The organism is Pseudomonas sp. SWRI18, assembly GCF_014268345.1.
Lineage (GTDB): Bacteria > Pseudomonadota > Gammaproteobacteria > Pseudomonadales > Pseudomonadaceae > Aquipseudomonas > Aquipseudomonas cedrina.
Window position 1 is genome coordinate 114,054 of sequence record NZ_JACCQQ010000014.1, and the last position, 15,571, is coordinate 129,624.

The window sequence follows — 15,571 nt, forward strand, 5'->3', positions numbered from 1 at the left end:
ACGCTGCACAATTTCCTCGCGACCGACGCCCACCGTCTAAGCTTCAACCAAGTCCGATCAATCTGCGTGAATGGATCAATCGACGATGGGCGCACTGTGGCAAACCGCTTCGACCCAGCCTGTGGAACCCGACCACAGCGAGACCCCGGCGCCGTTGCCCGTGAAAAAACCGATAGCCCGTCTGGCCCGGCGCCTGTTCTGGCTGACGCTGCTGATCGGCTTGATCACCCTGGGCCTGGTCGTGGCCGACGAGACACGTACGTCCAACTGGCAGGCGCGCCAATTGAGCGACCTGGCGCGTGACTTGACGTACCACGTCGAACCCGGCCCCAGCAACGCCATCCTTTATCCCGGCCAGGGGCCGTTTGATCGGCGCCTGGGCTACAGCGACCTGGGCGCTTTCACCGAACGGCTGGTCAAGCGCGGCTATGTGATCCAGGCCCAGGCGCGTTTTTCCGGAGCGTTGATGGATTTCGTCGACGCCGGTTTTTTTGTGCCCTATGCCGAGAAAATCCAGGCGGGCCTGTCCATCACTGACTGCCGCGCCGTGCCGCTGTATCAGTACCGCTACCCTCAGCAGTTGTACGACACCTTTGCCGCGATCCCGCCGGTGGTGGTCGACAGCCTGCTGTTCATCGAAAACCGCGACTTGCTCGACCCCGCACACCCGCACATAAACCCGGCCGTGGACTGGCCGCGCTTTGCCATGGCTGCGTGGTCGCAAGCCGCCAAGCTGCTGCATTTGCCGGGCCAGAGCGCGGGCGGCAGTACCCTGGCGACCCAGCTGGAAAAATACCGGCACTCGCCCGATGGACTCACGTTGTCTGGCGCTGAAAAAATCCGCCAGATGATGTCCGCCAGCGTACGCGCCTACCGCGACGGCCCCCAGACCCTGGCGGCGCGCCAGGCCATCGTGCGTGATTACCTCAATAGCGTGCCGCTGTCCGCCGTGCCCGGCCACGGTGAAGTGCATGGGCTGGCCGAAGGCCTGCGCGTGTGGTTCGGCGCGGACTTCAACCAGGTCAACGGCGCCCTCGCAGCCACGCAGAGCGACGTCGCAGAACGCGGCCTGGCCCTGCGCCAGGTGCTGGCGCTGATCATCGCCCAGCGCCGCCCCTCCTATTACCTGCTCAAGGGACGCGCGGAACTTGGGCAACTGACCGACAGCCATCTACGCTTGCTGGCAGGCAATGGCGTGATCGACGCCGCACTGCTGCAAGCCGCGTTCAAGGCGCCCCTGATCTATCGCGACTGGTTGCAACAACCCACCGTGCAACCGATTGAAACCAACAAGGGCATCAGTGTCGCCCGCAGCCGCTTGGCCAGCCTGCTCAACCGTCCGTTGTACGACCTGGACCGTCTTGATCTGTCGGCCACGTCCACCCTGCAAGCGCAGTTGCAAGGCCAGGCCAGCGCGTACCTCAGGCAATTGGCCGACCCCGACTTTGCCCGCCAGACCGGCCTGCTCGGCGAACGCCTGCTCACCCCGGCCACCACACCGCAAGTGCGTTACAGCTTCACCCTGTTCGAGCTGACCGCGGATGGCGCGCGGGTACGCGTGCAAACCGACAACACCGACCAACCCTTCGACATCAACGAGGGCAGCAAGCTGGAACTGGGCTCCACCGCCAAATTGCGCGTGCTCACGACTTACCTGCAAATCATCGCCGAGTTGCATGAGCGCCTCGGCAGTCTCAGCGCCAGCGCCTTGACCAAAGTCGCGGTCGACGATCAGGACCGGCTCAGCCGCTGGGCCGTTGATTACCTGCGGCAGAACACCGACCGGTCCCTGGAAAAAATGCTCGACGCCGCCCTCGACCGCACGTATTCGGCCAGCCCCGGCGAGGCCTTTTTCACCGGCGGTGGCGTGCATCGCTTCCATAACTTTCGCCGCCAGGACGACGGGCGCAACCCGACCCTGCGCGATGCCTTGCGCGAGTCGATCAACCTGCCGTTCATTCGCCTGATGCGCGATCTGGTGCGCTACAGCACCTACGGCGGCGCCAGCAACAGCGCGCAGCTGCTCAAGGACGACAATGACCCACGGCGCCAGGAATACCTGGCCAGGTTCGCCGACCGTGAAGGCACGGCGTTCCTGCAGAAGTTCTGGAAAAAGTACCGCAAAAAAGACACCCAGGCGCGCCTCGACACTTTTCTCGACAGCCTGCGCCCGACGCCGATTCGCCTGGCGGCGGTGCACCGTTACTTGTTGCCTGACGCCAGCCAGGACAGCTTCAACCGTTTTGTGCGCTCGCACCTGGCCACGGAAAAACTCAGCGACGCGCGCCTGCAGAAACTCTATGCCGCTTACGGGCCAGGCGCGTATGACCTGCCCGATCAAGGCTACATCGCCAAGGTGCACCCGCTGGACCTGTGGCTGCTGGGCTACCTGCTCAACCACCCCGAAGCGACCTGGAGCGAGATCGTCAAGGCCAGCGAATTCGAGCGTCAGGAGGTGTACAGCTGGCTATTCAAGAGCCGCCACCAGAGCGCCCGCGACAGTCGCATCCGCACCATGCTGGAGGTCGAAGCGTTCCTGGATATTCACCAGCGCTGGCAGGCGGTGGGCTACCCCTTCGATCACCTCGTGCCGTCCCTGGCCACCGCGATCGGCAGCTCCGGTGATCGCCCGGCGGCACTGGCGGAACTGATGGGCATCCTCCTCAACGACGGCGTGCGCGGCAAAGTGCTGCGCATCGACAGCCTGCGCTTTGCCGCCGATACCCCTTATGAAACCCACCTGGTCAGCGACCCCGCCGCCGGCAAACGGGTAATGCCGGCCGAAGTTGCCCGGGCCTTGCGCGGTGCCCTGTCGCAAGTGGTGGACGCCGGCACGGCGAAACGCGTGGCCGGCAGTTTCAAGCTGGCCGACGGCACGCCGCTGGCCATGGGCGGCAAGACCGGTACCGGCGACAACCGCATCGAGGCCATCGGCGCGGGCGGACGCGTGCTGAGTTCCAAATCGCTGAACCGCACGGCGACCTTTGTGTTTTACCTGGGCGAACATCATTTCGGCACGCTCACGGCCTACGTGCCGGGCCGCTCGGCGGAGCACTTCACCTTCACCTCGGCCCTGCCGGTGCAAGTGCTCAAGGGCATGGCGCCGATCCTGATGCCCTACCTCCAACCGGGTAGCCACACGTTGTGCTTTTAACCAATGACACAAGCCCTGTAGTGAGCGGGCTCGCCCCGCGCTGGGCTGCGAAGCCGCCCAAATCCGGCCAACTCATTCTGCCAGACAGAACCCAGGCGCCTGGTTTTGGGGCGGCTTCGCCCCCCAGCGCGGGCGGTGCGACGATTCGACGAGCCCGCTCACTACGGGGATTTTCAGGTTTCTGATGGTTCAGTCGGCACTGAAAAACAACCGCCGGGCCAGGGGTAGCTGGATTTGCGAGCGGTGAATCTCGAGGGACGGCACCCGCCCGGTCTGGCCCTGGCGTATGCGCGCAAAGGCCTGGGCCTCGACTTCGGCCTGGGCCTGGCGTCCCAGGCGTTCCTGCTCGGGCGTTTTCAGGTGCGCGGCGCTGAAGTGGTCGTCCGGGCCGTTACGGCGTGCATAGTGAAAGTGTGCAAAACACAGTGGCTGGCCCGTGCTTACTTGCGTCACTGCATACACTTGCAGATAGTCATCGCGGCGCCCCCTGAGCGCCACTCGCTCGCCTTGGCGATGGATGCTCACTGCGTGGTTGGCAAACAGAAACTCGACGTCGTCCTGGGTCAGCACCTTGCCGCGCGAGGCGCGTATACGCGCATTCAAGCCCGCCGCGTCCAGACGCAGCGCCGCTGTGCGCAACTCGCTTTCCTTGAGCCGTGCCTTGACCATTTGCGCCGCCGCCAATCGCGCGTTGTCCAGGCCGCGCAATTTCCCCGCGATAGCGTCGGCAGCCATTGTTCGGCGACGGGCCTCATATTGCAGCGACCCTTGAAGCGACGCCGGATCATTCGCGCGCGCAACCATCGCCTCGACACTGGCGATGGCCTTGTCGACATCGCGCAGCAAGCCATCGGCCTTTTTCAACAGGGCGCCCAGCTCAGGGTCGGGCCGTACCGGCTCAGGCGCGGTCTTGAGGTCCCACACGCCATCGTCGGCCTCGGTGAACGCGCCAATCACTTGGCCGCCTGAATCACGCAATTCGGCGTCGGTGTCGCCCATTTGCGCCACATAAATGTCGCGATTGCGGGTACGAATGATTTTTTTGCGGCGTCCCGTCGACGCTGGCTTGGGTGCGGTTTCGGGCGCCGGTTGCAATAACGCGCTCAAGTCCTGCTCGACCCGGCGATGCAAGGTCGCCAGCAATTCCTGTAACCGTTGCAAGTAAGGCAGGTTGAACTGATCCGGTGCCATGGCGCGCCAATACTCGATGCGGTCATCGGTTTGCGCGTACACATGGTCAATGCTGTCGAGCAATTCAATGCGTTCGGCGTCGCTGCTCTGCAACTGCTGCATGTCGGCCAGGGAGCAACTGGCCCAGCGCGCCCGGTTAACGGTGGCGCTCATACCCGCAAAAAAGTCATCGTCCAGCACCTCCCCCGGTACGTCGATGGCAATGCTCCACAACGTGGTGACCTGCAACGCCTGCAGATCGAGAATCGAAGGGCGCGCCGGGATGCCTTCGGTCAATGCACGGGCTTTGTCACGGCCGAGCCGGGGCACGGCCTGGAGTTCTTCCACATAGCGTTGCTCCAGCGAGCGCCAGTAAATGCTGCTGTCGTGGTTATCCGCCACCTCGCGCATGCCCTTGCCCAACTCGGCGTGCGCCTGCGCGTCGATGTCATCGCTATCGGCTTGTAGCAGTGGCCGCAAACGCTCATTGAGTTCGCGCAGTTGCGTGCGGTTATGGGCATCCATCAACTGTGCCGAGAGGATGATGGTCTCCAGCCCCTGGCACAGCTCTTCTTCATAGCGCGGGCGCGGCGCCAGCTCGCGCAGGCGCTTGAGCAAGCGAACCTCTTCCTGGGCCGCGCGCACTTTGTCCTTGATCGCGTTGAGGTAGCTGAACCAGGCGCGGCTGCGTTGTTGCGCGTCAAGCGCACCCTCGGGCTTGTCCACCAATTTGCGCGCTATTTCCATGGCGAGCTGGGCCTTGGTGCGATCCTGACCGGCTTTTTTATAGTCAAGCTCCAGCGTCTGGCGATACGACGGCGGTGGCTCATTGCCGTCGGCGCCACCGCGCAGGCGCAGTTGCAAATCGAAGTCCCACGCGCCCTGCCCCAACGACTTGAGCCACGGCCCTGCGCGGCTGCCGTCGGCGCTGATCACGCGTACTCGGCCTTGCTCGATACGCACGCGAAATAGCTGGCCGCGCACCAGTGCCTGCCACTGCGGCGGCGTGTGTACAGTGTCGCGGCGCAGCCCGTGCCAAGGGCCGCTGCGCTCGGCATCGGGCAGTGCCTTGGGCCAGGGTTTGGCCAGGGTTTTGAGGCTCAGGGCATCCAGCCGCGTTTGCATGGATGCGGTCAGGGTATCGCGGGCGTTAGCCCAACTGGCCGGAGCCTCGAAGTATACCGGCGCGGTGATGCGCGTCGATTCAGCAGGCACAGGTTCGGGCAGCGCCAGGGGCGCGAATACCGGGTGCTCCAGCTCCAGCGACGCATGGGCATCATGGGGCGCGGCCTGGTGCGCCAGGATCGCCATCAGGTTCACCAGCAGATCGAGCACGGCGGCACTGCGAGCCTGCTCATCGGTACTGACCAGCGCGGGCAGGTCGTTGCGTGCGCTGTCCATCACTTGCAGCAGCCAACCGCCCAGCATCAACGGGCCACTGATCAACGGCATCAGGCTGTTGAACAGCAGCCACCCGGCCTGCTTGAGGCTGGCCCAGCGCTGCTCGGCATTGGAAACGGTTTGCCGGTCGGCCAGGGTCACCAGCGCCCTGGCCGTGGCGGCAAACACTTGCTGCGCCGGGTCGACGTCGCTGATCTCTTGGCTCAGTTGCACCGGCTGCGGCGTGGCGTAGGTGGTGAATTCGTCGCCCTGCAAGAAGTAGCGAACATGTGGCTGACGCAAACCATCGTTGGCATACACCGACTGGCGCCGTGAGGGGAGCCAGGCCAATACCCTGTCCTGCAAGTCGCCCTTGGCCTGGATCGCGGCGAACAAGGCCGGCTGCGACGGGTACTCGAGCAAGGCCGGGGTGAACAAAGGTCGATACAGCAAGTGCGGCCCTTCTTCGCCCTGGCGCGGGCCAATCACGAAGTGCCCTTCGACAACGTCCGCCGAATCGCTGGGGCGAGCCTTGAATGCCAGTGGCCACAGCGCCACGGCCTGCCCCTGCACCACACGCCGCGTTTTGTCCGCCTGCACGGCGGCATTGAGCCGACGAAAGCCCATGCGCGTCAGCCCATGCAGGCCCTGGATTTTCCATTGCAATGCCTGCAACGGCAGCTGCGCGCGCCATTGGCGGCTGAACAGGCCCTGGCGGCGGGCGGCATCGACGGCGTCGTCGATCAGGTGTTTCTTTAACAGCGCCGGGTAAGCCTGGCCGATATCCACGCGGGTTACGCAGGTTTTGAGTAGGTCGTAGGTCAGCCAGTCGGGCGCGGCGGCGCCTTTGAGGTGAATCGACTTGGGCGCATGGGGCAAACCACCGAGGTTTTCCAGCGCCAGTTCCGTCAGGGCGAGGGTAATTGTTTGCACTTCACCGGCGATAAAACCACCGGGCACCGGCAGGGGCGCGGCGATCACCCGCGTAAAGCTCAGGCTGATCTCGTCGGGCTCAAGGTTTTCCGCACGCGGTTCCTCTTGTTTCAAACATTCGCGCAAACGGCTCGCGGCGTAGACTTGCAGGGGCTCGATACCCTCAAGAAAGTCCTGGCTGCCGTCTTGTTGCGCGGCCAGCACCAGCCCGTGGAGTAACGTCGCGCCGGCGAAACTGTCATCGCTGTCGGCGGCGGCCAGCCACAACGGCAGCGCGGGGCGCAGGGCTTTTTGTGCGGCACTCAAGGCCGGCACGAACCAGCGCCTGGTGTCGAGAATGTAACCGAGCAACTGCTGGTATTCCTGCACCGGGCGCGGCACACGGGTATCGAGGCTGGCGAGTTCCTGCAACTGGCGCGCCAGGTACGCCGCCGCCAGGGCATCGAACGGGTCGCCTTGGACCCGCTGGGTAAACCACTGGCCGACCGGGCTCGCCAGCAGAGGGCTGGCATAGTCCGACAGCAGTGGCTGCACGGCATCGAGATTGTCCAACAGGTGCACGCCGCTGGCGGGGCTAAACAGCAGGGTGTACGGCGCATGGCTGATCAGCAGCAGCGGCAGTGTCTGCGTATCGGCCGCGTTGCGCAGATGCACGCTGTACACCGGCAACCCGAGGCGCCACAGCCGGTCCGGCCGTGTCGCGTGCAGGCTCGACCGGGGAAATACCTCGCCAAAGCGCTGTGCGGTCATGCCCGGCGGCGCGGGCGCATCGTAGAGCAGCGCCAGCAATTGGTCGGCCAGGTAGCCCCAGCGCGTCATGTTCACCGGCAACGCCTCGCGCCACCAGGCCTGCAGGCGTTGGCTGAACAGCTGGAGCAAGCGTGTACCACAGCTGTTGATCAAGCGTTCGGCGTCCTCGAGGCTCGGGCCACCTTGTGTATAAGTCTCGCGGCTGCGCTGCACGACCACGTGATAGCCCACGACCAGCAAAGTCGGCTTGGCCGCTGCCATGCGCTGTACTACCCGTTCGGCCAGCGACTGATAGCGTTCGTTGGCGACCAACAGCGTAAGCGCGGCGTTGAAGCGATAGGCCGGCAGGTACTGATCCAGCCAGGCCTGGGCGCTGTCCTGCGCCACCGTCTCCAAGGTCGGCGGCTCGCGGAACACGGTATGAATCTGTCGGATAGGGGTCTGGCGCGGTGAAGCAGGCATAGACAGGCTCTCGCTCATTAAACCGAAAACGCTACGCCCCACGCTCCGGTCACCTGCACTAGACAGTTACCTCTCGTTCATCTGCGACGCTGCCTAGGCTGGTGCCCTTGTCTACCTCGCAAGGTCATTACCATGTCCAAAGGCCCTCATTACCCCTTGATCCAACGCAGCCTGCCCGACTGGCTGCGTGCCGCACACTGCCCCAGGGCGCGGGCGCTGAGCCGCACGCCGCTGAACCGGCTGCCCGAGTTCATCGGCGCGGGTCCCCAGGCCCCGCTCAAACTTGCCAATGCGCGGGCCTGGGCCACGCAAAACAGCGTCGACCTGCGCCTCAAGGACCTGCAAGACCTGCGCGCCTTTGCCCGGCCTCTGCTCACCCAGGCCATCAAAGAGCGCCATGGTCTGGACCTCGACGTCGATGCCGTGCACCTGTTCCTGCACACCGAGCGGGGCCTGATCCTCAAAGGCACCAGCAGCCACACGGTGTCACTGCTGGGTGCCGCGCTGCACAACTTTGGCCGCCATCAGAAGCACACCGACAGCTCCAGCTACATCAGCACACCCGATGCACGCGGGCATTTCATGATCGAGCCGCTCAAGGGCCGCATGAGCATCGAGCAATTCGCGCAGTTGTGTCGCGAACTGGACCTGGGCGGCCGTTACCAGACACTGCTCAAACAACACCTGCTGCCCACTGACGCACTCGCCCGGCAAGCGCTGCAGGCCGAGGTGATCGCCAGCCAGCAAGCCGCCCTGGACCGCGCCGCACACCTGGCGCTGCTCAAGCGCGACATTGACGCGTCGACCTTCGCCCTGGTGCAACTGATCCTGCAGGGCAAACCCGTGGTCATGCACTGTTATCGACTCAGTCTGCGCGGCGCCATGCTGACCGGGATCCTGCTGATCGCGGCGAACCTGGAAACCGCCAGCACGCCGGTGCCGATCCTGGCGTATATCCCCAACGACCCGCAGCGTGCGCTCAAGCACTATGCCGACAGTCACGCCTTCATGAACGCGCTGAATGAGAAACTGCGCGATGCCGACTACCAAAGGTTTTTCAGCCAATTTGTCGATCAATCCCAGCGCGGGCATTTCTTCAGCGCCCGGTCGGTGCCCACATCCTTTGCGGCGGAACGTATCGATGCCGACCTCTGGCCGTACCTGTACCAACGCAGCCTGGATAAAATCCTCAACGACGCCCAGGAACTGGCGGTACCCACGCAGTTGGCCGACAAGCGCGAATTCTGGGCCTGGTGGGACAACTTCAGCCGCATAGTGACCGACATATTCGAGGCCGCGCTGTTCGTGGCCACGCCGTTCGTGCCGTTTCTGGGTGAACTGACCCTGGCCTACACCGCTTACCAATTGCTCGATGAGGTGGTCGAGGGTGTGGTGGACCTGGCGCAGGGCCACGCGCTGGAGGCGGCGCGGCACTTGGTGGAGGTGGTCGAAGACGTGGTGCAGTTGGGCGCGTTCGGTTTGGGCGGGCAGCTGGCTCGCTCTGCATTTGTAGATCAACTCAAGGCGGTCGACATGCAAGATCGCACGCGCCTGTGGAACCCGGACCCTCGGCCCTACCGCCAGCCGGAGGTAAACCTGGCGCCCGGATCGACCCCGAACGAGCGCGGCCTGCACACCCACCAAGGGCAAACCCTGCTGCCTGTCGACGAACATTACTATGCCGTGGAGCACGACCCGGCAGCCGACAGCTACCGCGTCCGCCACCCGCTGCGCGCCGACGCGTACGCACCGCCGCTGGTCTACAACGACAGTCCGCGCGCCTGGAGCGACCGCCAGCTGTCGCGCAGCCTGGGGGACTTCAGCCAAGCTCAGTCCGAGCAAATCCTCGCCACCAGCGGCACCGACTACGGCGTGCTGCGCGCCGCCCGCGCCGACGACACCATACCGGCGCTGCTGGCGCACAGCGTCAAGCGCTTTAATCTCAACCAACAGGCGCGTCAGTTGCCCGAGCGCCTGCGCGGCGGTCAGGCAGTCGACGAGGACACCTATTGGAGCCCGCACATGGCCCGCGAGCTGCCGGGTTGGCCGGCCGACCGCGCGATTGATGTGTATGAAACACCTGAATTGAGCGGTGACTGTCTACGTTATGGCGAAGTCGACGCCGAGCATGTGTTGAAGATCAGTCGCCAGGACTTGACCCTGGGCCAACTGCCGGAACGCCTGGCGGGCTTTCTCGATGACACGCAGTTGCAGGAAGTGCTGGGTGAAATCGGCGAAGACGACCCGGTCGACGCCCTGCGCAATCGCCTGGCCGACAACCTCGCCGGACACCATCCGGCCGTATTCGACTACCTTTACCGGCATAGCGAAGAAGGCCTGGACGCGGCCGCCTTGCGCGTGCGCCAGGCCGTGGGTGAGCTGCCCAAAACCCTGGCACGGCAAGTGATCGCACAGGCCCGCCCCGCTGAGCTTGCGAACATCGCGCAACATGTCCCCCTGCGTCTGCGCAACCTGGCCCGCGAGCTGCAAGCGCAGGCCCGTGTCGCCCATGGCGTCGAGGGTTTTTTCGAACCCCGGTTGCTGAACGCCGACAGCGAACAGATCGCCCTCAATACCCTGCGCCGGTACAGTGATGCCTTGCTCGACACGCGCCTGGAAGTTCGCCTGCAAAGCCCCACCGGCCCATTACGCGCCTCGGCAGGTGCGGCAGACGCGCGCAGGGTGCGCGTGCTGGTCAGGCACAATGACGCCGAGCACGTGATTCACGATGGTCAACATCGCTTATTGCTGCGCGACGGCGCATTCTTCGAAGCCATCCTGCACGCCCTGCCCCTCGACCGCCAGGCCGCGCTGGGCTTTACCCCTGCAGACAGCGAGGGTTTCAGGGCCTGGATGATCAACACAGTCACAGCCCCCGAGCAACGTCGCGTGCTGCTCGACAACCCCGGCATCGGCCCCGAGCCGACACGGGACGCGCAGGTCCTCACGCAAAAGCCCATGCATCGCGTACAACAATGGTGTTCGGCGCTGTTTGCGCCGACCCTCGAAGAGCGGGTCAAGGCGGTCTACCCCTATGCCGAGCAAGCCGACATCGATGCGTTTTTAGCCCGCCTCGACGCCCCTGCAAACCTGCTCGATTTTGAAGCCCGCGAAGCGGAAAAACTTGAGTTGCACACCGAGCTGAACGATTGGATCAACCTCGCCCCCGCCGGTGAGGAACCGAGCCGGCGCCAGGTGCGCCGGAATCTATCGCGGTCACTGATCCACGCGTGGGAGCTCAACTTCAAACCCGACCCGCATGGCATTTCCTTGACCCATAACGGCCCGCCCCTGGGGGGCTTGCTGGGTAACCTTCGGCTCAAGGCCAGCTTCAAGCATGTGCAGCACCTTGAACTCATCGAAGCCGACTTGCTGGATAGCGATATGCCGTTCCTGGAAAATTTCCCGCGACTGGTCAGCCTCAACTTGCAAGGCAATGGGTTGACGCGCCTGCCGCAACCGGTCACCCGAATGATCGGCCTGCGCGAGCTGGCGCTGGATAACAACCCGGTGCAATGGGACGCGGCGAGTCTGGCGCAGTTCAGGCACCTGCCCTGGCTGTGGCGTTTGTCGCTGGGCGGTAACCGCCTGCTGACGGTCGCGCCGGACATCAGCGGCATGCCGTCGCTGGGTGCCCTGTCGCTGCGCGGCTCCGGCATAAGCGACTGGCCCGAAGGCCTCTTTGCGCGGCAACGGCCGGCGCACTTCGAACTCGATCTGCAAAACACGCTGATCGATCACGTGCCGCAGTTTTTGCCCTGGCAACCGCAAGCCGAGCTGGTGGCGCGTACCCGCCTCGACCGCAACCGCTTGAGCGCGCAGGCGCAGCGCACACTGGTCAGCTATCGCATGGCCGCCGGCCTTGACCCGTACCGCACGTACCCACCCCGCGGTGACGCGGGTTTCTGGCTGGCGCCGGGACGGGCCGAGCATAGCCCCTGGCTCCAGCAGCTGTGGGACGAGGTTGAAGCGGAGCACGGCTCACAGGGTTTTTTTGAAGTGCTCAAAAGCCTCGAGCCGCAAGTGTTCGAAGACCCGCGCGACCGACTGCGCTACGAAATCGGCTATCGCGACCTGGCAGGCAAGGTATGGCAAATGCTGATTGCGATGCAGGGCGACGAAGCGCTGCGCACCCGGTTGTTTCTGATGGCCAGCAATCCGGTGACCTGCGCCGATGCCGGCCTGCATGTGTTCAATGCGCTGGGCGTGGAATTGCAGCTCAATGAAATAGCCCTTCACCTCAGCGGCGCCGAGCAGGAACGCCAGCTGGCGTGGTTGGCCAAGGGCAAGGCGCGGCTGGAACGGCTCAACCAGGTGGCGCAGGCCGACATCCGCCAGCGCATCGCCCCCGTGGACGAAGGCGGACAAGGTTTGCGCTTCAGCACGCAAGTGGTCGATGGCGAGCCTGGCACGGTGGATGAAGTCGAGGTGTACCTGGCGTATCAAAGCGCGCTCAAGCAGCGGTTGTCGTTGCCCTGGATTTCGGAGCATATGGCTTACCGCGCCACGGCCCAAGTGAGCCCGGCCATGATCGACGCAGCCCACGAAAGCGTCCTGGCCCTGGAAGCCGGTGATGGCCTGGCGGACGGCATGCTCGCCCAGGGGTTCTGGGACAGTTATTTGCGCACTGCCCATGCCGAGGTATTCCAGGCCAGTACCGAGCGGGCCAACCAGATACTTGACCCGTTGGACGACCTGATGTTTGCGCAAAAAGCCTGGGCGGCCGCCACCGAACGCAGCGAGGAAGCCAAACAGGCGCTGCTGCAACTAGCCGACACGCTGAATGTCCCCCACGAAGACGTGCTGACCGGCGCGCCGATGACACCGCAAACCTACGAACGGATCCTGACCGGTTCATACGCCAGCGATCAGGACCTGGCCCGACGCCTGACGCGTGAGGCTTTAGATCGGCTGGAGGAACAAGACACGGCGCACGCGGTTTGAAGCTGTGGCAGTGATCCAGCCAACCTATTCGGTGGCTGATACTCCGCCTTCGCGAGCAAGCCCGCTCCCACAGGTTTCGGTGTCAGGCACAACAATGGTGAACACCCGCAATCTCCTGTGGGAGCTGGCTTGCTCGCGAAGGCGGTGTATCTGCCACCGCATCTGTGACTGGCCCACCGCTTTCGCGGGCAAGCCCACACAGGGGGCTTGTGTCGGATGCTAATAAGGGTGAGCACCCGCAATCCCTGTGGGGATCGATCACGGCGCGATGGCGTCGAACACCATGTGCACGGTGCCGTAGTAACGCCCCGGCTTGTAATCGTCATCGGGCTTGATCGCGGCGATTTCCAGCATCACGCGCTTGCCGGGGCGGGCGTCGGTACTGGACACCACTTGGCTCTGCGCCAGGCCCAGTTCCACCTGGTTGAAGGTCACGCGCAGGTCTACGCGGTCGGTGCCGTTGTAGATATAGGGCTGCTGATCCAGCCGTGCACCAATCGCGCCGCCGACGTTTTTCACCTCGAACGGTGCGCGCAACGTTGCAAGTTGCGACGACACCGGGTTGTAGGCCAGTACTTGCTCGGTCTGGACCAGTTGCGGGTCGACCGGCAACACATAGAAATCGGCGGTGGGAATGGTCACCGAGACTTCAAAGGTTTCGCGCTCGACGGCGGCCTGGGCCGCAGGCCAGACCAGACCAAGGCCAAGCACCATGCACCCTGCTTTCTTGAACATGTTTTTCACCAGTTGCGAAAGGCCAGGGCTCAGCCCTTGACCTCAATGGGTTTGCTGTCGTCGCCTTCGATCAGGCTGAAGCGGTACTCGCGCCCCGGCTCCTTGTCGAACCCGTAGGCACGCCCGGCGCGGATGTGGTGGCGCAGGGTCGGCCGGCAATCACGCGGCGAGCCGGCGACGCAGTCCTTGAACTCATCGATCACCACCACGCTGTTGCCGTTGTTGCGCAAGGTATAGCGCTTGCCGTCGTCCTGAATTGCCGTATCGAAACGGGTGGCTTTGGGCCGCACGAAAAACACCGTGCCGTAGCCGGCCAGCACCTTGACCCCGGCGGCGAGGCTGTCCTTGTATTCGGCGCGCTCTTCGTCGGTGACGGCGAATTCATCGTCGCTCTGCGGCACCACCGGCACGAAGCGCACGCGGAAATAACGTTCCTTGTCGCGGTTGCCCATGAACAACAGGCGGGTGCCCTGGGTGCCGTTGGCCGGCACGATCAGCCGCGCGGGGCTGGCCATCAGGCCGTCGCGGGCGGTGCTGTCGTGCTGATCCTTGAGCGGCACTTCGCGATAATTACCCTCGTCGTCGTAGATCATTTCAAGGATGTTGACCTTGACGAACGCGGTGGAAGTGCCGCCGTTGAACACCCGTTTCATGTAAGTGCTTTTATCGCCGTTGAGGTAGTCGTAGACCACCCCCACGTTGATCTGAGGCCCAGCAGTGGCCACCAGGGAAAACAGACAGACGCTGCACGCCATTAACAAACGTTTCATCACATAACCTCATCGGAAAAATACGGCCAACCGCGTTTCAAACCTGCGAATCCCACACCACCGTGACGGTGCCCGAGTACGTGCTACCAGCCTGCTCCAGCATCTGTTCGACGGCATCGGACTTGATCTCGAAATGCAGGGTGCTGGGCTTGCGGTCGATGTAGAGCGACGGTTTGAACAGCTCGGTGCCGCTGCCGTCCAGGCGCAACGGTCGGCGGTTGACCGCGTTGCCGCTACCATCGGTCAGGCCAAACGGCAGACTCACGGCCACATCGAGCGGCACCTGATGACCGGCGCCGTTGCGCACGCTGCAGGTGTTGCCCAATGGCTCGCCGCATTCGAGGGTCATCTTGAAGGGCGAGCTGGTCCACAGGTTGACGGTCTGGTCGCGGAACAGCCGACGCGGTTTGCGCCCGTCGTTCAGCCAGGCTTGCCAGCCGCCCTGGGGTTCGAGCTGGATGCGGTGGCCGCCTGGGGGCACCTGGACCTTCAGGTTATGGTCTACGTCCAGGTTGAAGTTGAAGGTCAGTTGGCTGTCTTCGGGGATCATTACGTCACCGAAGTCGAAGTCTGCCCCTGGCCCCAGCAGGTAGGTAAACGAGCCGGTGTAAATACCGGCGCTCATGGCCAGCGGGTTGGGGGTGCGAAGTTCGTAAGCGAAGTCCAGGTATTGGTAATACATGCTCGGAATAGTGAAGCGAGCGGTTTTGACACACGCCGATTCAGCCGGAGTGCGCCAGAAAAAGCCGAAATACGCGGCGCCATAGTACCCAAGCGGAGAGTTCAGGCACGGGGCTGGAGCATTAACCCAGGTAGAACCCCATAGCGCCGAGTGTCCGTTAAGAGCGTTGGATGCTCCCGTCAGGTTCTGTGCCGTATCGCTCAACCGATAAACGGTACCGATACCTGCAATACGCACCTCGACCCGCGCTGTTTCTCCCGTTTCTGTATGGGTTACATTCAGGGAGCGCCAGTTGGCGGGTGCCTGGAACATCGCGTTGTCGCGGGGCCCCATGCCTGGCTGCAGCGGCTTGTTCGAATTGACCCGCAACGGCAGGCGAATACTGAATATATTCAAGGGCGAGCAATACGGTTTATAGGTTGCGCAAAAACCACTTTCCGGCGTGATGTTGACGAACTGGTTTTTCTGCGGCGCAGACCCGTCCGGTCTGAATACGGCCGTGATGTCCACCGATTCGGCGCCAGCAGGCAGTGTCCCGACGGCACCGAGCAGACCCAGCAAAGCGCTGGCAATGTATTTCATAGGTAGAGT

General features: G+C 63.7%; 6 protein-coding genes. 2 read left to right on the top strand and 4 right to left on the bottom strand.

Translation table 11 applies throughout. The features are described from left to right. Positions 1-85 precede the first annotated feature (85 nt). Positions 86-3,154: a transglycosylase domain-containing protein gene (locus H0Z09_RS16830; RefSeq protein WP_186691526.1), complete on the top strand. Its 3,069-nt coding sequence runs from the start codon at positions 86-88 to the stop codon at positions 3,152-3,154. Between the two features lie 189 nt (positions 3,155-3,343). On the opposite strand, the gene H0Z09_RS16835 is transcribed toward H0Z09_RS16830, so the two are convergent. After that, positions 3,344-7,849 (bottom strand): hypothetical protein, encoded by a 4,506-nt coding sequence (locus H0Z09_RS16835; RefSeq protein WP_238340259.1) that lies wholly within the window; start codon positions 7,847-7,849, stop codon positions 3,344-3,346. 132 nt (positions 7,850-7,981) lie between these two features. Between H0Z09_RS16835 and H0Z09_RS16840 the strand changes: the two genes are divergently transcribed. Then, entirely contained in the window at positions 7,982-12,793 is a 4,812-nt protein-coding gene (locus H0Z09_RS16840) for a DUF6543 domain-containing protein (protein ID WP_186691527.1), read from the top strand. 258 nt (positions 12,794-13,051) lie between these two features. Here the strand turns inward: H0Z09_RS16840 and H0Z09_RS16845 are convergent, their stop codons facing one another. The 3 genes from H0Z09_RS16845 to H0Z09_RS16855 are packed head-to-tail and all read right to left on the bottom strand — an operon-like array spanning position 13,052 to position 15,562. After that, a complete protein-coding gene (locus tag H0Z09_RS16845) occupies positions 13,052-13,528 on the bottom strand; it encodes a CS1 type fimbrial major subunit (RefSeq protein ID WP_186691528.1) in 477 nt (158 codons plus the stop codon). A 29-nt stretch (positions 13,529-13,557) separates the two neighbouring features. Beyond that, on the bottom strand, positions 13,558-14,298 hold the full coding sequence (locus tag H0Z09_RS16850; protein ID WP_186691530.1) for a molecular chaperone: 741 nt from the start codon (positions 14,296-14,298) through the stop codon (positions 13,558-13,560). A gap of 37 nt (positions 14,299-14,335) precedes the next feature. Beyond that, positions 14,336-15,562 (bottom strand): hypothetical protein, encoded by a 1,227-nt coding sequence (locus H0Z09_RS16855; RefSeq protein WP_186691532.1) that lies wholly within the window; start codon positions 15,560-15,562, stop codon positions 14,336-14,338. Positions 15,563-15,571 lie beyond the last annotated feature (9 nt).